The 24,566-nt window shown below is 70.0% G+C and carries 20 protein-coding genes; 12 read left to right on the forward strand and 8 right to left on the reverse strand.

The features are described 5' to 3' along the window. Window positions 1–158: 158 nt before the first annotated feature. Window positions 159–2,615, reverse strand: coding sequence for a hypothetical protein (locus tag ACFQUV_RS05980; protein WP_165364022.1), 2,457 nt, complete (start codon window positions 2,613–2,615; stop codon window positions 159–161). Window positions 2,616–2,816: 201 nt separating this feature from the next. Between ACFQUV_RS05980 and ACFQUV_RS05985 the strand changes: the two genes are divergently transcribed. The 5 genes from ACFQUV_RS05985 to ACFQUV_RS06005 all read left to right on the forward strand — a co-directional run bounded on the left by ACFQUV_RS05985 (window position 2,817) and on the right by ACFQUV_RS06005 (window position 7,748). Continuing rightward, window positions 2,817–3,350: a dihydrofolate reductase gene (locus ACFQUV_RS05985; RefSeq protein WP_244601638.1), complete on the forward strand. Its 534-nt coding sequence runs from the start codon at window positions 2,817–2,819 to the stop codon at window positions 3,348–3,350. Between the two features lie 169 nt (window positions 3,351–3,519). Beyond that, on the forward strand, window positions 3,520–4,683 hold the full coding sequence (gene hflK / locus ACFQUV_RS05990) for an FtsH protease activity modulator HflK (protein WP_129609881.1): 1,164 nt from the start codon (window positions 3,520–3,522) through the stop codon (window positions 4,681–4,683). Beyond that, window positions 4,680–5,603, forward strand: coding sequence for a protease modulator HflC (gene hflC, locus ACFQUV_RS05995; protein ID WP_129609879.1), 924 nt, complete (start codon window positions 4,680–4,682; stop codon window positions 5,601–5,603). The genes hflK and hflC overlap by 4 nt, the downstream gene beginning before the upstream one ends. Before the next feature lie 265 nt (window positions 5,604–5,868). Continuing rightward, a complete protein-coding gene (locus ACFQUV_RS06000) occupies window positions 5,869–6,060 on the forward strand; it encodes a DUF2065 domain-containing protein (RefSeq protein ID WP_111386873.1) in 192 nt (63 codons plus the stop codon). Window positions 6,061–6,224: 164 nt separating this feature from the next. Continuing rightward, complete coding sequence (locus ACFQUV_RS06005) at window positions 6,225–7,748, forward strand: Do family serine endopeptidase (RefSeq protein ID WP_129609877.1); 1,524 nt, start codon at window positions 6,225–6,227, stop codon at window positions 7,746–7,748. 269 nt (window positions 7,749–8,017) lie between these two features. Here the strand turns inward: ACFQUV_RS06005 and ACFQUV_RS06010 are convergent, their stop codons facing one another. From ACFQUV_RS06010 to ACFQUV_RS06040, 7 genes are all read right to left on the reverse strand, one after another. Beyond that, window positions 8,018–8,998, reverse strand: coding sequence for a YhfZ family protein (locus ACFQUV_RS06010; protein ID WP_165364019.1), 981 nt, complete (start codon window positions 8,996–8,998; stop codon window positions 8,018–8,020). A gap of 194 nt (window positions 8,999–9,192) precedes the next feature. After that, window positions 9,193–10,179 carry a 4-hydroxythreonine-4-phosphate dehydrogenase PdxA gene (gene pdxA / locus ACFQUV_RS06015; protein ID WP_129609873.1) on the reverse strand — a complete coding sequence of 329 codons (987 nt, stop codon included), beginning with the start codon at window positions 10,177–10,179 and terminating at the stop codon, window positions 9,193–9,195. Then, window positions 10,172–11,392: a four-carbon acid sugar kinase family protein gene (locus tag ACFQUV_RS06020; RefSeq protein WP_129609869.1), complete on the reverse strand. Its 1,221-nt coding sequence runs from the start codon at window positions 11,390–11,392 to the stop codon at window positions 10,172–10,174. Before ACFQUV_RS06020 ends, pdxA begins: the two co-directional genes overlap by 8 nt. Next, on the reverse strand, window positions 11,389–12,657 hold the full coding sequence (locus ACFQUV_RS06025) for an MFS transporter (RefSeq protein ID WP_165364017.1): 1,269 nt from the start codon (window positions 12,655–12,657) through the stop codon (window positions 11,389–11,391). The genes ACFQUV_RS06020 and ACFQUV_RS06025 overlap by 4 nt, the downstream gene beginning before the upstream one ends. Before the next feature lie 105 nt (window positions 12,658–12,762). Beyond that, complete coding sequence (locus tag ACFQUV_RS06030; protein WP_129609865.1) at window positions 12,763–14,160, reverse strand: FAD-binding oxidoreductase; 1,398 nt, start codon at window positions 14,158–14,160, stop codon at window positions 12,763–12,765. Between the two features lie 750 nt (window positions 14,161–14,910). Continuing rightward, complete coding sequence (tyrS, locus tag ACFQUV_RS06035; protein WP_129609863.1) at window positions 14,911–16,167, reverse strand: tyrosine--tRNA ligase; 1,257 nt, start codon at window positions 16,165–16,167, stop codon at window positions 14,911–14,913. Window positions 16,168–16,481: 314 nt separating this feature from the next. Further along, entirely contained in the window at window positions 16,482–17,162 is a 681-nt protein-coding gene (locus ACFQUV_RS06040) for an alpha/beta hydrolase (protein ID WP_111384796.1), read from the reverse strand. 373 nt (window positions 17,163–17,535) lie between these two features. On the opposite strand from ACFQUV_RS06040, the gene ACFQUV_RS06045 reads away from it, so the two are divergent. The 7 genes from ACFQUV_RS06045 (at window position 17,536) to ACFQUV_RS06075 (ending at window position 24,557) form a co-directional block, all read left to right on the forward strand. After that, complete coding sequence (locus ACFQUV_RS06045) at window positions 17,536–18,762, forward strand: cysteine desulfurase family protein (protein ID WP_129609861.1); 1,227 nt, start codon at window positions 17,536–17,538, stop codon at window positions 18,760–18,762. Window positions 18,763–18,868: 106 nt separating this feature from the next. Then, window positions 18,869–20,350, forward strand: a complete 1,482-nt coding sequence (gene sufB / locus ACFQUV_RS06050) for a Fe-S cluster assembly protein SufB (RefSeq protein WP_129609859.1) — start codon at window positions 18,869–18,871, stop codon at window positions 20,348–20,350. Between the two features lie 118 nt (window positions 20,351–20,468). Then, a complete protein-coding gene (gene sufC / locus ACFQUV_RS06055) occupies window positions 20,469–21,230 on the forward strand; it encodes a Fe-S cluster assembly ATPase SufC (protein WP_129609857.1) in 762 nt (253 codons plus the stop codon). A gap of 18 nt (window positions 21,231–21,248) precedes the next feature. Then, a complete protein-coding gene (locus ACFQUV_RS06060) occupies window positions 21,249–21,452 on the forward strand; it encodes a hypothetical protein (protein WP_155478767.1) in 204 nt (67 codons plus the stop codon). Between the two features lie 30 nt (window positions 21,453–21,482). Beyond that, window positions 21,483–22,841 carry a Fe-S cluster assembly protein SufD gene (gene sufD, locus ACFQUV_RS06065; RefSeq protein WP_244601637.1) on the forward strand — a complete coding sequence of 453 codons (1,359 nt, stop codon included), beginning with the start codon at window positions 21,483–21,485 and terminating at the stop codon, window positions 22,839–22,841. Between the two features lie 79 nt (window positions 22,842–22,920). Next, the gene (locus ACFQUV_RS06070; RefSeq protein WP_129609855.1) at window positions 22,921–24,165 is read left to right on the forward strand and encodes a cysteine desulfurase; all 1,245 of its coding nucleotides are present in this window, start codon (window positions 22,921–22,923) and stop codon (window positions 24,163–24,165) included. Further along, a complete protein-coding gene (locus tag ACFQUV_RS06075) occupies window positions 24,162–24,557 on the forward strand; it encodes an SUF system Fe-S cluster assembly protein (RefSeq protein ID WP_111384802.1) in 396 nt (131 codons plus the stop codon). The genes ACFQUV_RS06070 and ACFQUV_RS06075 overlap by 4 nt, the downstream gene beginning before the upstream one ends. The last annotated feature ends 9 nt before the right edge of the window (window positions 24,558–24,566 follow it).

Genomic DNA, 24,566 nt, shown 5'->3' on the forward strand with positions numbered 1-24,566 from the left:
GCCGGACGATGCTGTGGGCGAGCCGCCCACTCCCGCCTGATACGACATCGGCGCGCTCGCCTGGATGACTTTTCCGCGACTGGTTCTGCTTCCAGGTGATCAGCCTACGTCGCTCCGGCTCGGCCGCGCCTGCCGCGGCGCGGCCGCCGTGCCGGCCGTCAGCGCGTCGGCACAGGGATGACGGCGAGGACGACGACGATCGTCAGCACGATCCCGATCACCCGCAGCAGCGCCAAGGCGTGATCGATGCGGGCCCGTTCGGCGTCGTCGACCGGGCGCACCAGCAGCGTGCGACGCCGCAGGCGGGCCTGCTCCGGACGCCCGGAAGGAGCTCGGGTGAGGTCCTGGGCGGGGTCCCGGTCGGCGTGCTGGGCGGGGTCCTGGTCCTGGCTCGCCGCGGTGGCCGTTGCGGCAGCACCGGGGATGGCGGAGCCCGAACCCGCCGGCCCCGCGGTCCGGTAAAACCGTGCGATGGCATGGTGCTCGTCGCGAATCCTGAGAAACGGGATGAGGTGATCGAGCAGGAACAGCGGACCGAGCGGCCGCAGGCCGAGCGGGCCCTCCCTGTCTCGTGCGCCGGCCGGGACGAAGCCGACCACGCCGAAGCCGAAGCGCAGCAGCAGCCAGAACCCCGCCAGCGTGCCGAGCGCCCACCACACCACCTTGCTGGGCCGCAGCCCGTGGTCGGCGAGCCCCCACAGCATCACGCCGAAGCCGGTGCCGACGAGGTCCGACAGGCCGGTCGCCTCGCTGCCCGAGCCCGACGGCAGGCCGGCGACCAGAGGGAGCGCGCCGACCGAGCCGGTCGCCCCGATCCAGCCGGTCGGCTCCGCCGCCGCCACGGCCGGCCCCGCCGGCCTAGCCGGTCCCGCCGGCACGGCCAAGGCGGGCAGGCTCGGGCAATAGGCGGTCGCCGGCGGCACCCAGCGGACCACCCGCTCGCACAGCGCGAGCGTCCGCCGGCGGATATGCAGCGCCGCCGCGTCGACGCCGGCAGCCTCGAATGCCTCGGCGAAAGCCAGGAACGGCTGCGCCGACGGCGCCGTGTTCTTGCCGAGCCAGTTCAGCACGGCCTCAACGCGGGGCTGTGTCGCGGCCCTGCCGATCCGGCCGCCATGGTCGACGCCGCAGCCTGGCGGCGCCTGGTGGACGCGGGCGAAGCGCAGCCCCTCCAGATAGGTCACATAGGGCTTGTCGTGGTCGGCGAAGTTGTAGATCGCGGCGCCCGCCGTGAGCCCCACGGCCTCCAGCCGGTGCAGGGCCGCGACGCGGGCGAACTCGGGGTGCGGGGCCCGCAGCGCCGCGACGGCAGACTGGCGACCGCCCCAGAGATCGATCACCAGATCGCCGCCGACCCGCGTGCCGTCCAGGGCCAGGACGGTGGCCGGGTGGCCGGGTTCGGGAAGCTCGTCGTGACCGGCGCTCGCCCAGGCGAAACCGGCGAGGCAGAACGCCGACCGCACCTCGCTGTCCAGCACCGAGAATGCGAGGTGGGGGCTCATCGGGATGCCGGCCATGCCGCCGCTTCGCTCGGGAGCGATGTCGCCGGCCTCCTCACCCCCCGGGCAGCCGCGCAGGCCGGTGCCGGTCTCGGGCGGCCATTCCGGATGGGCGATCCGCCGCCGCTCCGCCTCGACTTCGGCCGCGATATCGGCGCTCCGGAACAGCGTCTGCGTGTGGCTCGTCGGTCGGCCGGCCACGGCGCGTCGCCACCAGGCGTAGCGCACCGCGCCGGCCCCGACCCCCACCGCGACAATCCGGCCGAAGCCGGCGTTGCGGGCGCTCACCGCGCCGATCGTGCTGCCGTCGACCCGATAGGCGCAGCGCGCCTCGCTGTCGTCGAGCGAGAGGGTGCCGTCGATCCGGCTCGCCTGCACGCTCAGGCGGGTGAAGGCGGAGTGCGCCAGGCTCAGGTCGCCCGCCACCGCGAGCCGCACCAGATCGGCGTCGAGCAGCACGACCGCGGCCTTCTGCTGCCAGGAGCCGGCGACCTGGGTGTCGTGCACGCGCAACCGCCGCACGAAGCTTCCGCCCGCCCGGACCGAGCCCTCGATGCGCGCGTGCGCGAGCCGCACGGTGTCGAACACGACGACGTGCTCGAGGCCGAGATCTCCGGCGAGACGGAGGTTGCGGGCATCGACAGGCCCCTCGAACACCGAGCGGTCGAGCATCAGCGTGGCCGGCAGGTCGAGGTCGGCGAGATCGAGGCCGTCGCAGAACAAGGCGCCGACGATGCGGATGCCGCTCGACCTCGTTCCGACGTCCCGCGCCAGGCGCTTGACGGCATCGCGGCCGAGCCGGCGGGGATCGGCATCGGCGTCGTGGCCGGTGGCGCAGATCTTGTCCCAGTCGCGTTCGCCGAGCGGCATGCCGGCCTTCTCGGCGATGGCGGCCCCGGTGCGTTGCGGCACGCAGGTCGGGGCCGGCGCCATCACGACCTCGTCGCCCGCCGCCAGGCAGGCCGCCATCATGGCGAATTTCGCCTTGACGCTCCGCTCCGCGTCGCCATCCTGGGGCGTCGCCATCGCGGCCGGCTGCTCCGGCGCGGCCGGCGCCGGCGCGGCCGACACCGACGCGGCCGACACCGACGCGGCCACCATACTCCCGGCGGCCATCCATCCGACCGTCATCAGCGCGACGGCGAGCCGTCCGCCCGAACCATAGCCCCGCCGCCGCACCGATGAGCCCTCACCGCCGCCGTCACCGAGGAGCATCATGATCACAGCATGCCCGACACGCAACCTTGGCGTGTCAGATTGGATTAATGGCGCGTAATGAGGGCGGAGCGGCCTACCTCCCTGGCGCGGCCACACCTGGTGGTGGTCGCCGCGGTCGCCGACAACGGCGTCATCGGCCGCGACGGTGCCTTGCCGTGGCGGCTGCGCTCCGACCTGCGCCACTTCCGTGCGCTCACCCTGGGGCATCCGGTGGTGATGGGCCGCAAGACCTTCGCGTCGATCGGCCGGCCTCTGCCGGGCCGCACCACCGTGGTGGTGACGCGCGATCGCGGCTTCGTGGCACCCGGCGTGGTGGCGGTCCCGGATCTCGCGGCGGCGCTCGCGGTGGCGGGTGCGGACGCGCGGCGGCGCGGCGTCGACGCCGTCATGCTGGCGGGCGGCGGAATGCTCTATGCCGAGGCGATGCCGTTCGCCGACCGCCTGGTGATCACCCGGGTGCATGCCGCGCCGGCCGGCGATGTCGGCTTTCCGCCGATCGATCCGGCGGTGTGGCGGGAGGTCGAGCGCGCGCCCGGTACACCCGGCCCCGACGACGACGCTCCGTTCACCATCTGCCGATACGAGCGGGCCGACACCGCCGCTGCGTCCGACCGACGCGGCGGGGTGCGTTGAAACGGGGGTTGGTTTCCTATAACCGAAGGCACATCTTAGCGAAACGCCCCGGCCGGGCACCCCCGGAGGGGGTGGCGGGCCGGCGGTGAACCCCGGGGACCGAAGCCGCGCAGGCGATGCGGCGGGCGCTCGTCCCGGGCGGATTGATCGGACAGAAAGGCAGCACCGAATGCCGTGGAGCAATCAGGGCGGCGGCCCATGGGGGACGGGTCCGAAGGGACCGTGGGGATCGGGTCCACAATCGACCGGACCGACGCCTCCCGATCTCGAAGAGCTCTTGCGCCGCAGCCAGGACAGGCTTCGCCGTGTGCTGCCGGGCGGCAGCCTCGGCGGCAAGGGGATTGCCGTTCTGGTAGCGGTCGCGGTGGCGTTGTGGGGACTGTCCGGCTTCTATCGGGTCGAGCCCGACGAGCTCGGCGTGGTGCTGCGTTTCGGCAAGTACACCCGCGATGCCACGCCCGGCCTGAACTATCACCTGCCTTACCCGATCGAGACCGTGCTGACCCCCAAGGTCACGCGCGTCAACCGTATCGACATCGGCATGCGCCTGGTCGAGGACCTGCGCCGCGGCACCACCAGCACCACCATGCGCGACGTGCCGGAGGAGAGCCTGATGCTCACCGGCGACGAGAACATCGTCGACGTCGACTTCTCGGTGTTCTGGGTGATCAAGCCGGCGGGCGGCGCCAGCCAGTATCTGTTCAACATCCAGAATCCCGAGGGCACCGTGAAGGCGGTGGCGGAGAGCGCCATGCGCGAGGTGGTCGGCCGCTCCGACGTGCAGCCGATCCTCACCGGCGCCCGCCAGACCATCGAGACCGCCGTGCACGACCTGATGCAGAAGACGCTCGACACCTACGGCGCCGGCATCCAGATCACCCAGGTGCAGATGCAGAAGGTCGATCCGCCGAGCCAGGTCATCGACTCGTTCCGGGACGTGCAGGCGGCGCGCGCCGACCTGGAGCGGGCCCAGAACGAGGCGCAGACCTACGCCAACCGCGTGGTGCCGGAGGCGCGCGGCCGCGCCGCCCAGGTCACCCAGGCGGCCGAAGCCTATCGCGAGCAGACGGTGGCCGAGGCGCGCGGCCAGGCGGGTCGCTTCAGCAAGATCTACGAGGAGTATCGCAAGGCGCCGGAGATCACCCGCGAGCGTCTCTATCTGGAGACGATGGAGCGGCTGTTCGGCGGCACCGACAAGATCATCCTCGACCCGGCCGGCGCCGCCGGCGCGGCGGGCGGCATCGTGCCCTATCTCAATCTCGATGAGCTCGGCCGTCGCCATGCCCAGCCGCAGGCGCCGCAGTCGCGCGCCCAGACCGGAGTCTCCCGATGAAGACCGGCATCGCTGGCGGCGTCGCCGCCGTCGTCGTCCTGCTCCTGGCCGTGCTGGGCTACGCCTCGATCTTCACCGTCTACCAGACCCAGCAGGCCCTGGTGGTCCGCCTCGGCGATCCGCGCCGGATCGTCACCCAGCCGGGACTGCACTTCAAGGTGCCGCTGATCGACAATGTCATCTATGTCGACAAGCGCATCCTCGACCTGGAGAACCCGGCCCAGGAGGTGATCGCCTCCGACTCCAAGCGGCTCGTGGTCGATGCCTTCGCGCGTTACAAGGTCGTCGATCCGCTGCGCTTCTATCAGACGGTCGGCTCTGTCGACGGCGCCAACTCGCGCCTCGCCACCCTGCTGAACTCGGCGCTGCGCCGGGTGCTCGGCGAATCGACGCTGACCAACGTGGTGCGTGACGAGCGCACCCAGATGATGGCGCGGGTGCGCGAGCAGCTCGATCGCGAGGCGCACGCCTTCGGCATCAACGTGGTCGACGTCCGCATCCGTCGCGCCGACCTGCCGGAGCAGAACAGCCAGGCCGTCTACCAGCGCATGCAGACCGAGCGCCAGCGCGAGGCGGCCGAGTTCCGCGCCCAGGGCAGCCAGCGCAGCCAGGAGATCCGCGCCCGCGCCGACCGCGAGGTGACGGTGCTGGTGGCGGAGGCGACCTCCAAGGCCGAGCAGACCCGCGGTGAGGGCGATGCCGAGCGTAACCGCATCTTCGCGGAAGCCTTCGGCAAGGACCCCGACTTCTTCACCTTCTATCGCTCGATGCAGGCCTACGAGGCCGGCATGAAGCCGAGCGACACGCGCTTCCTGCTGCGGCCGGATTCGGAGTTCTTCCGGTACTTCGCCAATCCGAGCGGCCGGCCGCCGGCCCAGGCGGCGGCCCCGGCGGCGCCAGCTCCCGCGGCCGCCCGCTGAGGCGGCGGGCGCGTCCTCCTGGGCGCGCGTGGCCCGCTTCTGGGCACGCCCGAACGGGCGTGCCCAGAAGCGGGATGAGCCTCGACACCGCGGCGCCCGGGCGCCGCGGTGGTACTGCGGGTCGACGGGGAGGTGGGCGGCTGCTACGGACCGATGTCGGCACTCGGCCTGTGGGTCCGGGCCGACTTCGCCCCGGGTCCGCCGAGCCCGATCCCGGGTCCGTTGCACTCGACTCCTGGTCCGTCCGGCCCGCAGGGCTTCTTCGATGTCCGTGTTCCTCGTCGCGCTCGGCCTCGTGCTGGTGATCGAAGGGCTGGTGTTCGCCGCCTTCCCGGCGGCGTCCCGGCGTGCCGCCATGGTGATCCTGGAAACGCCCGAGCCGACGCTGCGCACCGTCGGGGTGATCGGTGCGGCCCTCGGGGTCGGCTTGATCTGGCTGCTTCGTCTATTATCTTGAACGACGACCGGCTCGGTCGGGACGACCACGGCGGAGCCGCCATTCCGCCCCAATCGGTTCGTAATCGCGCTTTCGGCTCTCGACGCCTGTCCCGTGCAGCCGGCGCGCCGCGTCACGCCCGCTGTCCCGTGCCCCGTTCGTCCTCCGCAGGAGATCGCCAGCTCATGGCCGGCCTTTCGTTCGAACGCATTCTCCGGGTTCCCCGCCCCCTCGTGGCGGCTGCGCTCGCGACGGCCCTTCTGGCCGTCCCACCGGCCGTCGGGGATGGCCGCGCCGCCTCGCGCGGTCCCGACGCCATCGCCGACATCACCGAGAAGGTGATGGATGCGGTCGTCAACATCTCGACCTCGCAGACCGTCGAGGCGCACGGCAACGCGGTGCCCAACCTGCCGCCCGGCGCGCCCTTCGAGGAGTTCTTCGAGGAGTTCTTCAAGAACCGCCGCGGCCAGCAGGGCCAGCAAGGTCAGCAGGGCGAGCAGTCGCCGCGCGAGCGCGCCCCACGCCGGGTCTCCTCGCTCGGCTCCGGCTTCGTCATCGATCCGTCCGGCATCGTCGTCACCAACAACCACGTCATCTCGGACGCCGACGAGGTGACGGTGATCTTCAACGACGGCTCCCGCCTCAAGGCGGAGGTGATCGGCCGCGACCAGAAGATCGACCTGGCGCTCCTGCGGGTGAAGTCCGACAAGCCGCTCAAGGCGGTGACGTTCGGCGACTCCGACAAGCTGCGGATCGGCGAGTGGGTGGTGGCGATCGGCAATCCCTACAGCCTGGGCGGCACCGTCACGGCCGGCATCGTCTCGGCCCGCAACCGCGACATCAACTCCGGCCCGTACGACAACTACATCCAGACCGACGCCGCCATCAATCGCGGCAACTCGGGCGGCCCGCTGTTCAATCTCGACGGCGAGGTGGTCGGCATCAACACGGCGATCTACTCGCCGTCCGGCGGCTCGATCGGCATTGGCTTCGCGGTGCCGTCCAAGACCGCGGTGCCGATCATCGACCAGCTCCGCCAGTTCGGCGAGACCCGCCGCGGCTGGCTCGGCGTGCGCATCCAGCAGATCACCGACGACATCGCCGAGAACCTGAACATCAAGCCGGCGCGGGGCGCCCTGGTCGCCGGCGTCGACGAGAAGGGGCCGGCCAAGCCCGCCGGCATCGAGCCCGGCGACGTCATCGTCCGTTTCGACGGCAAGGACGTGAAGGAGATGCGCGACCTGCCGCGCATCGTCGCCGACACGCCGGTCGGCAAGGACGTCGAGGTGGTGATCCTCCGCAAGGGCAAGGAGGAGAACAAGACCGTCAAGCTCGGCCGGCTCGAGGACGGCGAGAAGCAGGCGGCGGTGAGCCCGCGCCGCGGCGGCGCCCCGGAGGACAAGTCGGCGGTTCAGCAGACCCTCGGCCTCAACCTCGCCAACCTCTCGGACGATCTGCGCAAGCGCTACAAGATCAAGGACACCGTCAAGGGCGTAGTGATCACCGGCGTCGACTCGAAGTCGGCCGCGGCCGAGAAGCGGCTCAATGCCGGCGACGTCATCGTCGAGGTGTCGCAGGAGCCGGTGGCGAGCGCGAGCGACGTGCAGAAGCGCGTCGATCAGCTCAAGAAGGAGAACCGCAAGTCGGCGCTCCTGCTTGTCTCCAGCGCCGACGGCGACCTGCGCTTCGTGGCGCTGTCACTTCAGTAGCGGGGTCGCAACTCGCAGCATCGCAATGTTTCGACGGCCGGGGCTCGCCCCGGCCGTTCTGCATTCGGAGGGCGGAGAGCCGTCGCGTTGTCCGCGAGGGACGCTACCGGGTGATCAGTTCGCCGTCGTTCCGGGGCGCGGGCGAAGCCGCGAACCCGGAACCCAGCGAAACACGTCATCCCACGGCAAACTTTTGACTCTAGGCTGGATTCCGGACAGCCGCTTCGCGGCTTCCGGAATGACCCCGAGTGGATCAGCCGGATCACGAATCAGACCGTCCAGGTCGGGTCGAGCAGCTCCGGGCTGTCGTCCGGGAGCGAGGTGAGGCGGGTCTGCGCCTCGGCGACCCGATCGAGATCGAGGCGGTCCAGCACAGCCCGCAGCTCGGGCCGGCGCTCGGACATGATCAGCACGGCCGCCGACGAGCGGGCGAGCAGCGCGAGAGCGGCGGGGCGCTCCAGCGGCCGCTGGTGAAGACCGGCGAGTCGCGGAGGAATCAGCGTCTGCATGGCGTGCCAGACGCCGGCATCGACGCGCCCTTCGAGGATCGCCACCGGCACTCTCGGAAAGCTGACCTCCACATAGGTGAAGCCGTCGTCGAGTGGGAACTCGCATTCGGTCAGCCGAGCCTGGTCCCACGAGGCGGGATCGATGGCGACGCGCAGCGGCTGCCCGGGCGTGACCGGGTCCGCGGCCCGTCGCAGGACCAGCATGGTGTCGCGCGCGTAATAGCTGTGTTCGGCGAGGCGGCGGGTCGGCCGGGCCGGGCCGCTCGCCGCCACCACCGCGTCGTGGAAGCCCGACGACACGGCAGTGATGTCGGCGTCGCCGGCATCGAGGCATCGGATGCGCTCGGCGGCTCCGGCGCTGTGGTGGATGCGGGACGGCACGCCGAGCCGAGTGAACTCGCTGGACAGGACGCCGAGCAGGGCGCGCACCTCGAACGGACCACGCGGAGGAAGCAGCACGCGGACCGGGTCGATGTCGGCGATGTGCCAGAGCCGTTCGATCCGCATGTCGGCGATGTGGCGTCCCAGATGCCCACGCGAGGTGAGCACCAGGGCGCCGGTGCCGGTCAGAAGCTCGATGGCCCGCTGCACCGTGCCGGCGCCGACCTGAAAGCGGTTCTGGTAGTGCGAGCCGATCGGCAGGCGGGAGCCGACGCCGGCCGCCAGGGCATCGACCGCCATGGCGCGGATCACGTCGCTCGTGGCGCGTTGCAGCTCCGCGGTGGCGAGGCGGAGCGGCACGACACGCTGCGGTACGGGGCGGCTTCCTTCCATGACCTCAGATTATCAGATGTCGTCGGGGCGGCGAAGCCAGCGGAACGTCACCTTCCGCTGGTTCGGCCGCGGTCGCCGGCCGGCGTTCCGGGCTGCTGCGGCCGTCATCCGCCCGGACCGTCGCGACGGCGCGGACCGGGCGGCGACGTCGGCCGAGGCGATCAGGAGTTCGCCTCGGCGCTCTCGGCAGCGCGGAGAAGGGTGCGGACCATGTTTTCCGGGCTGGCGATGCCCTTGCCGGCGATGTCGAACGCGGTGCCGTGGTCGACCGAGAAGCGCAGGAAGGGCAGGCCGAGAGTGGTGCTGACGGTGCCGTGGAAGTCCAGCGTCTTGCAGATCGCCGCCGCCATGTCGTGATAGAGCCCGAGAACCACGTCCCAGCGGCCCTGGCGGGCCTGGGAGAACACCGAGTCGGCCGGGATCGGGCCGTGGACGTCGATGCCGCGGCGGCGCGCCTCGGCGACTGCCGGTGCCAGGATCTCGTCGTCCTCGGTTCCGAACAGGCCGCCTTCGCCACAATGGGGATTGAGGCCCTGCACGGCGATCTTCGGGGCCTTCAGGCCGATCATCGGAGCAACCGACATGAAGCGCTCCAGTGTCGTCACCACGAGGTCCTGATCGATGCGGGCGATGGCGTCCCGCAGCGAGAGGTGGCGGGTCAGATAGAGCACCCGCAGGTCGGCGACCGTGAACAGCGTCAGCGACCACGGTGCGCCGGTCATCTCGGCCAGCATCTCGGTGTGGCCGGTGTGGCCGAGCCCGGCGAGCTGCATGGCGACCTTGTTGATCGGGGCGGTGACCAGAGACGCGATGGCGCCGGAGCGGGCGAGGGCGACGCCCTCCGCGATGTACGCATAAGCGGCGCGCCCACCTTCGGCGGAGGCGACCCCGAAGGCGAGGTCGGCCGGCACGCCCGGCACGTCGCGGACCCGGATGGCGTCCGGCGGCGCGTCCGCGTCGGTTTCGTCGGCGAGAGTCACGGAGAGGCCGAGGGCGGCGATCGTGTGGTCGAGATTGGCGCGGCTGCCGATCACCAGCGGGGTGCAGCGGGCGCGGACCTCGGGATGCGCGGCGGCCGCCAGCACGATCTCCGGGCCGATGCCGGACGGATCGCCGACCGTGATGCCGATCACCGGGAGCTCAGTCATGTGTCGTCCTTTCGGGGATTGAGGCGGGAGTGGACGCGGCGCCGTCCAGGGCGTGGAACAGGCCCGCGATCTGGAACAGGCGGTTCGCGCCACCCTGTGATCCGGACTGGATGACGGCCCGCAGGCCGTCGTGGTCGCCGCCCTCGAAGCGGACGAGCGGTGTCGCCGGCCAGGGCTGAGCCAGCACGTCGAGACGGCGAGGTGCGAGCATTCGGAACAGATGGGAGGCCAGCTCCCCGCCCATCAGGGTAAGGCCGACCGGCCGCATCGCCTCGAGAATCCCGGTCACCATCACGGCCATGTCATGGGCATGACGTTCGTCGACCACGTCAGGCGTGAAACCCGGCATCGTGGTCGCGATGGCGACGTCGCGGCCGTCGTCGAGAGCGGCGAGCGCCCGCGCGCGCACGGCGTCGTGGTCCGGGCCGAGGGCCAGGAGGGTCTTGTCGGGGTCCTGGGCAAAGGCGGCGAGCTGGGCGGTGGTGGCTGGACGATAACTGCTCGCCGCGATCAGGACGCCACGGCGCCGCCGGGGGCGGGTGGCCGCCACCCAGGCGCCGAGCAGGCCGAAGCTGCCGATCAGGCCGGCCCGCAGACCTTGCCGATGAGCCGCCGCGACCGCCGATGCGACGAGGTCGAGGTCGCCCTCGGTCACGCCATCGGTCGACAGCGAGCGGCCGGCGCGGAGCGCCGTCGTCAGCCGCTCCGGGAAGTCGGGCGCCCGCACCTGGAGCAGGTCGGCATGCACGCCCGCCACCAGGGTGGCAGGCGTGACCCGGCACTGGTCGGTCCCGCCATCGCACACCGCGAGGGCGCGGTCGCGAACGTACTGGATGCCGCCCTGGGTGGTGATGTCGAAGGCCGGGGCCGCCACTGCGGCGACCACGGGTCCGTCCAGGGACGCGGTCCAGGCCGCGATCTCGGCCGCCACCGGACCGCGGAGGAGACTGTCTACGCGCTTGTAGAAGACCGGCTGGCCGGCGGCGAAGCGGTCCTGGAGGGCCGCCATCGTGATGGTGATCCGGTCGGCGGCGGTGCGGTCGTCGACGAGCCGGGTGGCGGTGTCGACGACGAGCACGTCCGCATCGGTCCGATCGGGCAGGTCCTCCCATCGAACCACCTGGGCTCTCAATCCGAACCCGGCAGTCTCGGCAGCCGCCGCGACCGCCCCGGTGAGATCATCGCTGAGAGCAACGATCGGATGGCGGGTCACGTCGAAGAGACCTCGTCATGGTCGCGCCGCTTCTCACGATACATCAGCAGGGCCACCGTGGTGATGACGCACATCGCGATGACGTACAGCGAAATCGGCCAGGATTGACCGGGAAATGCCGCGAGCAGGGCGGTAGCGATGAACGGAGCGAGCCCGCCGGCGACGATCGCGGTGGTCTCCCGCGCCAGCGCGATGCCGGTGAAGCGGAAGCGCGGGTCGAACAGGTCGGTCAGCAATGGTCCCTGCGAGGCGAACATCGCCTGGTAGAACACCGACAACATGAGCACGAGGGCCAGCGCGATCAAGGTCGGATCGAGCGTGTCGATGATGCCGAAGAACGGGAACGTGAACAGGCCGATGCCGACCGAGCCGATCATGTAGACGGCCTTGCGGCCGATTTTGTCGCTGGCCCAGCCCCACAGCGGAATGGTGAGCAGCGACACCGTGGTGGCGATCAGCACGCCGTTGAGGCCGGCGCTGCGGGAGAGGCCGTGCTGGACCAGATAAGTGAGAATCCAGGCCTGGAAGATGTAGGCGGTGGAGTTCTCCGCCATGCGGATGCCGAAGGCAATGAAGAACGGCTTCCTGGCATGGGTGAACAGCTCGGTGATCGGCGCCTTGACGATCTCCTTCTTCTTTTGCAGCGCGAGGAACACCGGGCTTTCGCTGACCCGCAGCCGGATTGCCAGCGCCGCGCCGATCAGCAGGATGCTGAGCAGGAAGGGAACACGCCAGCCCCACGACTCGAACTCGGCGGCAGACAGGAGCGAGCCGGTCACCGCGAACGCGGCGGTCGCCAGCATGATGCCGAGCGACACGCCGAGCGCCGGCAGTGCCGCATAGATGCCGCGGCGCCCGGGCGGGGCGAACTCCGCCGACATCACCACGGACGCACCGTACTCTGCACCGGCCGCGAGCCCCTGCACGACGCGACACAGCGTGAGCAGGATCGGGGCCGCGATGCCGATCGAGAGGAACGAGGGCAGGAAGCCGATAGCTGTCGTGCTGACGCCCATCATCAGCAAGGTGATGACCAGCACCTTCTTGCGGCCGACGCGATCGCCATAGCGGCCGAACACGATGCCGCCGACCGGACGGGCCAGGAAGCCGACGAAGTACGACCCGAAGGCCGCGAGGGTTCCGGCCAGCGGGTCGAAGGAGGGGAAGAAGATCTTGTTGAAGATGAGCGCGGCGGCCTGGGCGTACAGGTAGAAATCGTACCATTCCAGAGCGGAGCCGAAGACCGCCGAGGCCAGGACCTTCATGCGCTCCCGCCGCGGAGCGACGTCCGCGGCAGACTCGGAATGGGGCAGTGCAGACGCCGTCGATGTCGACATGATCGCCTCCTGTGGCTCGTGACAGACGAATCCTCACACGTCGAACAGCTTTCCCGGATTGAGGAGGCCCTTCGGATCGAGCACCGACTTGATCTGGCGCGCGAGCCTGGTGACCCCGGCATTCTGGGCCGCCAGGTAGGGCTTGCGGGCGAGCCCGATGCCGTGGTGATGCGACAGCTCGCCGTGTGCCCCGATGGTGGCGTCCATGGCGGCGGCCCAGATCGCACGGATGCGCTCGGCCGCGGCCTCGTCGGTGTCGGCATGGCCGAGCAGGATGACGTAGAGCGAGGTGCCCTGCGGGTAGATGTGAGAGAAATGGCCGAGCACCTCGTCGGCGAGCGGCGCGAGCGCGGTGGTCATCGCGGTGTAGAGCTCGCCGACGGTCGACCAGTCACCGGCGACCTCGATGGTCTCGGCATAGCCCCCGGTCGCGTCCAGGTAGCGCTCGACGGTCGAGAAATCGAAGCGACGGCCCAGCCAGGTCTCGGCCGGCTCGCTGCCGATCGAAGCGCCGCCATTGGCGACGATCATCCGCCGCGCACAGGCGTGCTCCGCCTCCGCCACCTCGCGCAGTCCCTCGTGGCCGACGAACAGGACGGGTGAGCCGATGTCCTTGTTGCGGGTGGCGTAGCGTGCCTCCGAGGCGTCGTAGAGGCGGACCAGGAACGGACGCAGGCCCGACTGGCTGATCTGTCGGATCGCTGCGAGACCCTTCTCGATCGAGGGGATGCGGAACGCTTCCACCAGGCGATGCTCGGGCTTCGGAAAGACCTTGAGCGTCACCTCGGTGACGATGCCGAGCGTGCCCTCGGAGCCGATGAAGAGCTGCCGGAAGTCGGGGCCTGCGGCGGCGCGCGGATGCGCCCGGAGGTCGAGCACCTCGCCGTCGGCCCGCACCAGCCGAAAGCCGACCAGCAGGTCCTCGATGCCGCCGTAGCGCGACGAGAACTGTCCGGTCGCCATGGTGGCGACCCAGCCACCGACCGACGAGCGGTCCAGCGACTGCGGCGAGTGGCCGAGGGTGAAGCCGCTGCGCTCGAGCTGGCCCTCCAGGGTCAGGCCGAGCACGCCGGCCGGCACGGTGACGGTGTGATTGACGAGATCGAGGGCGGGCTCGCCGACCAGCTTGCTCAGATCGAGCATCACGCCGCCGCGGGTCGGCAGTCCTGCGCCGGTCACCGACGAGCCGAGGCCCCACGGAGTGAGCGGGATGCCGGCCGCATCGGCCGCTTGCGCGACCGCCACGACGTCGGCCTCGGAGCGGGCGAACACCACGGCCTCCGGAAGGTGGGGGTGTCGCCCGAGCCGACGCAGCTTGGCCGAGAGCGGCCACCAGTCGTGGCTGTAGATGGTGAGGCGGTCAGGGTCCGAGATGACCTGATCGGCCGCCAGCGCGGATTGGATGGACTCGAGGAACCGGATGATCGCCACGGGGATGAGCCTCTCTGTCAATAATCAGAAAAGTGAAAAATGAGGCTGAGCTTGATTTTGCCTCCTGTCAAGCCCGCTGCCTTCATTCGGCGGTGGCTGCTGGGGAGATCGTGGTTGGGCTCTGTGGGCCGTCGCAGACGTGGGCGCGCTGGAGGCGAGGGCCGCTGGAGGCGAGGGCGCGGGCCGGGAAGGCGGGCGCAGATGGGGATGAACGAGTCGGGCGGCATGCGGCGCCGTGCTCGCCCGCCCACCTGCCCGCTACAGCATCTTCCGGCGAAGTGGACGCCGGTTCGCCGTCGAAAATGCGATCAAATAAGGACTTCTAGAGCGGAGTCCGGTCCCGTTGGGTCGGATTCCGCTCTAGGCACGGCTCGAGCCCGGCGCGCACGCCACGCGCCGTGATTTCCGCGACGATCGATCTTTGGAGGAGGTGGTGCGGACGCCCGGCCTGACGGTCCTGGCTTGGCGCGTGCGGCGCGGCATCGCGAGCCGGCGCCGGTGGGCCGTGATCGGGCGCGGTGCGATGGCAAGGCGGCCCGCGGAGGGGCGTCGCCGGAGCCGGTAACGGGTGTCGGTCGAGCGAGGCGGCAGGCGCCATGGCCGGCGGAGCTGGGCGCCGTCTGGGGCGCCGCCGGCGGCGTCACGGGGGCGGTGCTGCCGTCCCCGTGCGCGGTCGTGGGCCGGTCGTCGGACCGGCCTGTCCGGTCGTCGGACCGGCCTGTCCGGTCGTCAGACCGGCCTGTCCGGTCGTCAGACCGGCCTGACGAGAACGTGCTTCTTCTTGCCGAGCGACAGCTTGATCACGCCTTCGGCCGTGAGGTCGTTCAGCCCGAGCGTCGCCTTCTCGTCGGTGACGGTCGCGTCGTTGACCTTGAGGCCGCCGGCCTTGACCTGGCGGCGCGCCTCACCGTTGGAGGCGACGAGGCCGGTCTTCTCGGCGAACGCCGTGAGGACGCCGAGGCCGGCCTCGAGCTCGGCCCGCGGCACCGTCACGGTCGGCAGCGTGGCGGCGAGCGCGCCTTCTTCGAAGGTCTTGCGCGCCGTCTCGGCCGCCTGCTCGGCGGCCTCGCGGCCGTGCACCAGCGCGGTCGCCTCGGTGGCCAGGATCTTCTTGGCCTCGTTGATCTCCGACCCGCCGAGCGCCGCCAACCGCGCGATCTCGTCGAGCGGCAGCACGGTGAACAGCTTGAGGCACGACACCACGTCGCCGTCCTCGGTGTTGCGCCAGAACTGCCAGTAGTCGTACGGGCTCAGCAGATCGGCTTCGAGCCACACGGCGCCGGCCGCGGTCTTGCCCATCTTGGCGCCCGACGAGGTGGTCAGCAGCGGGCAGGTGAGGCCGTAGAGCGGGTGCGTGCCCATCCGGCGACCGAGATCGAGGCCGTTGACGATGTTGCCCCACTGATCGGAGCCGCCCATCTGCATGTTGCAGCCGTAGCGCCGGGCCAGCTCGACGAAATCGTAGGATTGCAGGATCATGTAGTTGAACTCGATGAACGACAGCTCCTGCTCGCGCTCGAGCCGGAGGCGCACCGAATCCATGGTCAGCATGCGGTTGACCGAGAAATGCCGCCCGACATCGCGCAGCATCTCGATGTAGTTGAGCTTGGTCAGCCACTCGGCGTTGTCGACCATGACGGCGTCGCCGGGGCCGTCGCCGAACGTCAGAAACTTCGAGAAGACCTTCTTGATGCCGGCCTTGTTGGTCTCGATCTGCTCGTAGGAGAGCAGCTTGCGCTGCTCGTCGCGGCCCGAGGGATCGCCGACCCGCGTGGTGCCGCCGCCCATCAGGGCGATCGGCTTGTTGCCGGTCTGCTGCAACCAGTGCAGCATCATGATGGTGATCAGGTGGCCGACATGGAGCGAGGGGGCCGTGCAGTCATAGCCCACATACGTGACGAGACCGCCCCGCTTGGCCAGTGCATCGAGCCCGGCCGCATCCGACACCTGGTGGATGAAGCCGCGGCTCTCCAGAACGCGGAGAAACTCGGACTCGTACGTGCTCATCGGACCCTTTCCTTGCAGGAGATCAACGCCCGTCGTGGGCGCACGGTCGGCCCGGACCGGCGGAGCCGGAGACACCGGCGGAGCCGGCAACACCGGCGGAGCCGGCAGCGGGTGGCGGACCTCTCCTGTCCGCGACGCACCCGCGGTCGCGCCGACAAGGTGGGGGTGTATCAGGTCCGCCCCCGGAGTCCAACGGAGGCGACCGCATGGCGCCGTGGCGAGCCATAGGTCACACGACGGCGTGACGGATCACGGTCCGGCGCGGCGCGTCGGCGTTGGGTTCGGCTGTCGCGACGCGAAAGGAGGCGCGGGCATCACCCGGTGCGGCGGCCGCGCGGCTCCGGCTTGGTGGTCACGGTGGCCAGCCGCTTGTCCAGATACGAGGTGATGGCCTCCATCAGCGGCTCGATCTTCTGGTCGAAGAAGTGGTTGGCGGCCGGGACAACCTGCTGCTCGATGACGATGCCCTTCTGGGTCTTGAGCTTCTCGACCAGCGTGGCGACGTCCTTGTAGGGCACCACGGCGTCGCGTTCGCCATGCACGATCAGGCCGGACGACGGGCAGGGCGCCAGGAACGAGAAGTCGTAGAGATTGGCCGGCGGGGCGACCGAGATGAAGCCCTCGATCTCGGGCCGCCGCATCAGCAGCTGCATGCCGATCCAGGCGCCGAACGAGAAGCCGGCGATCCAGCAGCTCCGCGCCTCCGGGTTGATCGACTGCGCCCAGTCGAGCGCCGAGGCGGCGTCCGACAACTCGCCCTGGCCGTGGTCGAACGAGCCCTGGCTGCGCCCGACTCCGCGAAAGTTGAATCGCAGCACGGAAAAGTTGCGGTGCGCGAAGGCGTAATAGAGCTGATACACGATCTGGTGGTTCATCGTGCCGCCGAACTGCGGATGCGGATGCAGCACGATGGCGATCGGCGCATTCTTGATCCGCGACGGATGGTAGCGGCCCTCGATGCGGCCGGCCGACCCGTTGAAAATCACTTCAGGCATGCTGGTGAACCTTCGTCTGCCGGCGGTCTCCAGGAACCGCCGTCGCGGGGGCCGCCGCGGCGCCCTTGACGCCGCCGTCGGGACCCGCCTATCTGTCGACAACGCCTCGAATTTCCGGAATGGTCCTGGCTGTCGGACGGCTGCGCCGACCCGGTCGGTCGCGCGGCGCCCAGGTCTAGCATGACCCCCCGGTCGAAACGCAAGGTTTTCGTGTGGGGTGCCGCGAAAATGGGCGGACTCCGGGCGTCCGGGCCGGACGCTCGGCCATGCCGATCGGGGTCCACCGATCCGGTTCTCACCCGGTCTCCTGGTTCCCGGCCTCCCTGATCCAAGCCCGTCCGTTCGACGTAAACCCCCGGGGGCCTCGACCGTCATGACCGATCCGACGACCGATCCGACCGACGGCGTGAGCGGCAGCCGCCGGCGAATTTATCTCGACTGGAACGCCACGGCGCCGCTGCGCCCGGAGGCGCGGGATGCCATGCTGGCGGCGCTCGATCTCGTCGGCAACCCGTCGTCGGTGCATGCCGAGGGGCGGGCGGTGCGCGCCGTCGTGGACACCGCGCGGGCCGCCGTGGCGGCGCTGGTCGGCGCACAGGCCCACGGGTTGGTGTTCACCTCCGGCGGCACCGAGGCCAACGCTCTGGCGCTGACGCCGGGCCTGACGGCGGGAACGGGCGCGGCGCCGCGCGACCGCCTCCTCGTGTCGGAGATCGAACACGCCTCCGTGTGGGCGGGCGGCCGGTTTCCGACCAACGCCGTCGCGACCGTGCCGGTGACGGCGGCCGGCGCCGTCGATCTCGCCGCCCTGGCGGCGCGGCTCGCCGCCATCACGGCCGAAACCCCGGCGGCGCGGCCTCTGGTCTCGATCATGCATGCCAACAACGAGACCGGGGTGGTGCAGCCGATCCGCGCCGCCGCCGATATCGTCCACGCTGCGGGAGGGCTCCTGCATGTCGACGCCGTCCAGAGTGCCGGCCGGATCGTCTGCGACATCGGCGCGCTCGGAGCCGACCTGATGAGCCTGTCGGCCCACAAGCTGGGGGGACCGAAGGGCGCCGGAGCCCTGGTGCTGGGCGCGTCCGCTCTCCACATCACCGACCCGCTGCTGCGCGGCGGCGGCCAGGAGCGCGGCCTGCGGGCCGGCACCGAGAACATCGCCGCCATCGCGGGTTTCGGGGCGGCCGCGGCGGCCGCGGCGCGCGATCTCGCGGCCGACGGGCCGCTGATGCAGAGCCGGCGCGACCGGCTCGAGGCCGAGGTGATGCGCACCACCCCCGGCACCGTGGTGCTGGGAGGGGCGGCGCCGCGGTTGCCCAACACCACGCTCCTGGCGCATCCCGGCCTCAGGGCCGAGACCGCGCTGATCGCCCTCGATCTCGCCGGCCTCGCCGTCTCGTCGGGCGCCGCCTGCTCGTCCGGCAAGGTCGCGGCCTCCCGCGTGCTCGCCGCCATGGGGATCGACCCGGCGCTCGCCGCCGGCGCCATCCGGGTCAGCCTCGGCCCGACCACCACCGAGCGCGACACCGACGCCTTCGTGACGGCTTGGAACGGGCTCGTCCGTAGACTATCTAGGGGAGGATGCGGTATTGCCGCGTGACCCGATCCATTACGAAGGTGATCCTCCGCAGGACGAACCCAGCAGGACGAACACCATAGGCCAACGTCCAACCCGCGGTCCTTGAAGCCGCAGTGGAGGGAATGACATGCCGGCCGTGCAGGAGACCGTCGAACAGGTCCGAAGCATCGACGTCGACCAGTACAAGTACGGTTTCGAGACGCTCATCGAAACCGAGCGGGCGCCGAAGGGGCTGTCCGAGGACATCGTCCGCTTCATCTCGGCCAAGAAGGACGAGCCGGCCTGGATGCTGGAGTGGCGGCTGGATGCCTATCGGCGCTGGCTGACCATGGAGGAGCCGACCTGGGCGCGGGTGGACTACCCGAAGATCCCCTATGACGAGCTCTACTACTACGCCGCCCCCAAGGCGTTCGTGGCGCCCAAGTCGCTCGACGACGTCGACCCCGAGATCCTGAAGACCTACGAGAAGCTCGGCATTCCGCTCCGCGAGCAGGAGATCCTCGCCGGCGTGCAGCGCCCCGAGGGCGCCTCGCGGGTCGCGGTGGATGCCGTGTTCGATTCGGTCTCGGTCGCCACCACGTTCAAGGAGGAGCTGAAGAAGGCCGGCGTGATCTTCATGCCGATCTCCGAGGCGGTGCGTGAGCATCCCGAGCTGGTGAAGAAGTATCTCGGCTCCGTCGTGCCGGTGACCGACAACTTCTTCGCCACCCTCAACTCCGCGGTGTTCTCCGACGGCTCGTTCGTCTACGTGCCGCCCGGCGTGCGTTGCCCGATGGAGCTGTCGACCTATTTCCGCATCAACGAGCGCAACACCGGCCAGTTCGAGCGGACGCTGATCATCGCCGACAAGGGCTCCTATGTGAGCTACCTGGAAGGCTGCACGGCGCCGCGCCGCGACGAGAACCAGCTTCACGCCGCGGTGGTCGAGCTGATCGCTCTCGACGATGCCGAGATCAAGTACTCGACGGTGCAGAACTGGTATCCCGGCGACTCCGAGGGACGGGGCGGCATCTACAACTTCGTCACCAAGCGCGGCGACTGCCGCGGCGCGCGGTCGAAGATCTCGTGGACCCAGGTGGAGACCGGCTCGGCCATCACCTGGAAGTACCCGAGCTGCATCCTCCGCGGCGACGGCTCGCGCGGCGAGTTCTACTCGATCGCCATCTCCAACGGCCGCCAGCAGGTCGATTCCGGCACCAAGATGATCCATCTCGGCAAGAACACGACGAGCCGGATCATCTCCAAGGGGATCGCGGCGGGCCGCTCCGACAACACCTATCGGGGCCTCGTCTCGGCGCACCGCAAGGCCACCGGCGCGCGCAACTTCACCAACTGCGATTCGCTGCTGATCGGCTCGCACTGCGGCGCCCACACGGTGCCCTACATCGAGGCGAAGAACGCCTCCGCGGTGTTCGAGCACGAGGCGACCACCTCGAAGATCTCCGAGGACATGCTGTTCTACTGCATGCAGCGCGGACTCTCCGAGGAGGAGGCGGTGGCCCTGGTGGTCAACGGCTTCGTCAAGGACGTGCTCCAGCATCTTCCCATGGAGTTCGCCGTCGAGGCCCAGAAGCTGATCTCCATCAGCCTCGAAGGCTCGGTCGGCTGACCGTGATTCGCCCGCGCCGGCCCGCCCTCGCGGGCCGTCGCGCGGAACCCGAACATCCCTTCCGACACGTGACCCCCGGCCGCTGCCGCGCAGCGCGGGACCACCCGAGGTGAACCGAATGTCGCTGCTCGAGATCAAGAACCTCCAGGTGTCGGTCGAGGACGACCGCCAGATCCTCCGCGGGGTCGACCTCACCGTGAACCCCGGCGAGGTCCACGCCATCATGGGCCCCAACGGCTCCGGCAAGTCGACGCTCGCCCATGTCCTGTCGGGTAAGGACGGCTACGAGGTGACCGGCGGCGAGGTGCTGCTCGACGGTGCCGACCTGCTCGCCATGGAGCCGGACGAGCGCGCCGCCGCCGGGCTGTTCCTCGCCTTCCAGTACCCGATGGAGATCCCCGGCGTCGCCACCATGACGTTCCTGCGCACCGCCATGAATGCGCAGCGCAAGAAGCGCGGCGAGGCGGAGCTGTCGACGCCCGAGTTCATGAAGCGGGTGCGCGAGGAGGCCGCCAAGCTGTCGATCGATCCCGAGATGCTGCGCCGGCCCGTCAATGTCGGCTTCTCGGGCGGCGAAAAGAAGCGCAACGAGGTGCTCCAGATGGCGCTCCTCCAGCCCAAGCTCGCGGTCCTCGACGAGACCGACTCGGGACTCGACATCGACGCTCTCAAGATCGCGGCCGAAGGCGTCAACCGGCTGCGCTCGCCCGAGCGCGGCATGATCGTCATCACCCACTATCAGCGGCTGCTCGATCACATCGTGCCGGACATCGTGCATGTCTTCTTCAACGGCCGCATCGTGCGGACCGGCGGCAAGGAGCTGGCGCACGAGCTCGAGGCCAAGGGCTACGCCGACTACGAACAGGAGGTGGCGGCCTGACGCGCCGCCGCAATCGCCATGTCCGACGAGGTGGACAACATCGTGCTTCAGCATCTCAGGGCGATGCGCGGTCAGCTCGATACGCTGAACGATCGCATGCTCGAGCTGACCCAGCGGGTCGGCAACATGGAGGTTCAGGTGGCACAGTTGTCCGTCCGCATCGACCGCATCGATGCGCGGCTCGACCGCGTCGAGCGGCGCCTCGGTCTGATCGAAGCCTGAGACGCTGAAAACGGTTCATTGGACGAGACCATGCAAACGACCATGTCGAAGCCGGAGAGTTCCGGGCCGGAGGCCCTCACGTCGGAGGCCGAGCGGCAGATCGCCGCCGCCTGGGCCGGCGTGAAGGATCATCTGCCCGGACCGGCGCCGCTCACGGCCCGCCGCGAGGCGGCGTTCCGGCGCTTCGAGGCGGCCGGGCTGCCGCATCGCCGGGTCGAGGAGTGGAAGTACACCGATCTGCGCGCCCTAATGCGCGACGCCAAGCCCCTGGCACAGCCGCCGGGCGAGATCGGCACCGTGCGGGCCCGCGCGGCCGGCGCCGTGCTGGCCGGCGTCGACGTGCGGCGCATCGTGATCGCCGACGGGGTGCTGCTGAAGGAGGCGTCCGATCTCGCCGACCTGGAGCCGGGCCTGTCGATCGGCTCGCTCGCCGACGCCCTCGGCAGCGGCGACGCCGAGGTGACGAGCCGGCTCGGGGCCCAGAGCCCGGCCGAGAAGGACGTCGCCTTCGCGCTCAACACCGCCTTCATGGGCGATGGCGCGGTGATCCGCCTGGCGCCCGGCGCCACGGTGGCGCGGCCGATCCACCTGATGTTCTGCTTCACCGGGCCGGTGCCGGCGACGGTGTTCACCCGCTCGCTGGTCGAGGTCGGTGCCGGTGCCACCCTGACGCTGGTGGAGAGCCACGAGGGACCGGACGCTTTCGACTACCAGGTCAACACCGCGCTCGACCTGGTGGTGGGCGACGGCGCCACCGTCGACCACGTCAAGATCGGCACCGAGGGCAGCGCCGCCCTGCACGTCGCCACGCTGACGGCGGCGCTCGGCCGCGACGTGACGTTCCGGGGCATGGTGTTCGCGATCGGCGGTGCGGCCGTGCGCAACCAGCTCTTCGTGCGGTGCGACGGCGCTCACACCAACCTGATGCTCGCCGGCGCGACCCTGCTCAAGGGCCGCCAGCATGCCGATGCGACGCTGGTGCTCGACCACGCCATCGGCGGTTGCCAGAGCCGCGAGCTGTTCAAGGGCGTGCTCGACGGCGACAGCCGCAGCGTGTTCCAGGGCAAGATCGTGGTGCGGCCCGACGCCCAGAAGACCGACGGCAAGATGTCGTCGCACGCCCTGCTGCTGTCGGAGACCGCCGAGGCCGACCACAAGCCGGAGCTGGAGATCTTCGCCGACGATGTCGTCTGTGGCCACGGCGCCACCGCCGGTGCGCTCGACGAGGATCTCAAGTTCTACCTGATGGCGCGCGGCATCCCGCGCAAGGAGGCCGAGACGCTGCTGATCCAGTCGTTCGTCGGCGAGGCGATCGACACCGTCGCGCACGAGGGCATTCGCGAGGCCCTCTCGGCGGCGGCGACGCGCTGGCTCGAGGCACGACAATGATGATCGCGGCCCGGGCCGACAGCTCGCCTCACCTCGCGCCGCCGGCGGCGCTAGGGCAGGCCGCGCGAGAGTGTGGAAGATGACCCATCCGGCAGTCCATAACGGCAGCTACGACGTCGCCCGCATCAGGGAGGATTTCCCGGCGCTCGCCATGACGGTCTACGGCAAGCCGCTCGTCTATCTCGACAACGCCGCCTCGGCCCAGAAGCCGACCGCGGTGCTCGACCGGCTCACCAAGGCGTACACCAGCGAATACGCCAACGTGCATCGCGGCCTGCACTACCTCGCCAATGCGGCGACCGAGGCCTACGAGGGCGCCCGCGAGACGGTGCGCGCCTTCCTCAACGCGCGGCGGCCCGAGGAGATCGTCTTCACCCGCAACGCCACCGAGGCGATCAATCTGGTGGCGCAGAGCTTCGGCCGCGAGCGCATCGGGGCCGGCGACGAGATCGTTCTGTCGATCATGGAGCACCACTCCAACATCGTGCCGTGGCACTTCCTGCGCGAGCGCCAGGGTGCGGTGATCAAGTGGGCGCCGGTGGACGACGACGGCAACTTCCTGCTCGACGAGTTCGAGAAGCTGCTGACCGACCGCACCAAGATGGTGGCGGTCACCCACATGTCGAACGGGCTCGGCACCATCGTGCCGGTCGAGGAGGTGGTGCGCATCGCCCACGCGCGCGGCATCCCGGTGCTGGTGGACGGCGCCCAGGGCGCGGTGCATCTCGACGTCGACGTGCAGGCGATCGGCTGCGACTTCTATGTGATCACCGGCCACAAGCTGTACGGGCCGAGCGGCATCGGGGCGCTCTACGGCAAGCACGAGCATCTCTCTGGCATGGCGCCGTTCATGGGCGGTGGCGAGATGATCCGCGAGGTGTTCGAGGACCGCGTCACCTACGGCGACCCGCCGCATCGCTTCGAGGCCGGGACGCCGGCGATCGTCCAGGCGATCGGCTTCGGCGCCGCCATCGACTACATCATGTCGATCGGTCGGGACCGCATTCGCGCCCACGAGGAGAAGCTGCTCGCCTATGCGACCCAGCGGCTCGGCGAGATCAACTCGCTGCGCCTCATCGGCAAGGCCCGTCACAAGGGGGCGATCCTGTCGTTCGAGATGCAGGGGGCGCACCCGCACGACATCGCCACCATCATCGATCGTTCCGGTATCGCGGTGCGGGCCGGCACTCATTGCGTGATGCCGCTCTTGGCTCGCTTCGGCGTCACCGCCACCTGCCGGGCGTCTTTCGGCCTGTACAACACGCTGGACGAGGTCGACCGCCTCGCCGAGGCTCTGGTCAAGGCACAGGACATGTTCGCATGAACGAGCACAGCAAGCCGGCCGACGTTTCCGCTCCCGCCAACGCCACCGTCGCGGTGCCGGGCGGCTCGACGCTGCCGTCCGACGAGGTCGCCCGCCTGACCGACGACATCGTGGCGGCGATCAAGACCGTCTACGATCCCGAGATCCCGGCCGACATCTACGAGCTCGGCCTGATCTACCGCATCGAGATTCACGACGATCGCTCGGTCGACGTCGAGATGACGCTGACCACGCCGAACTGCCCGTCGGCTCAGGAGCTGCCCACCATGGTGGAGAACGCCGTCGCCACCGTGGCCGGCGTCGGCCCGGTGTCGGTGGAGATCGTCTGGGACCCGCCGTGGGACCCGAGCCGGATGTCCGACGAGGCGCGGGTCGTCCTGAACATGTGGTGACGAGGGCGC

Origin of the sequence: Rhodoplanes sp. P11 (assembly GCF_964266735.1) — a bacterium.
GTDB lineage: Bacteria > Pseudomonadota > Alphaproteobacteria > Rhizobiales > Xanthobacteraceae > Rhodoplanes > Rhodoplanes serenus.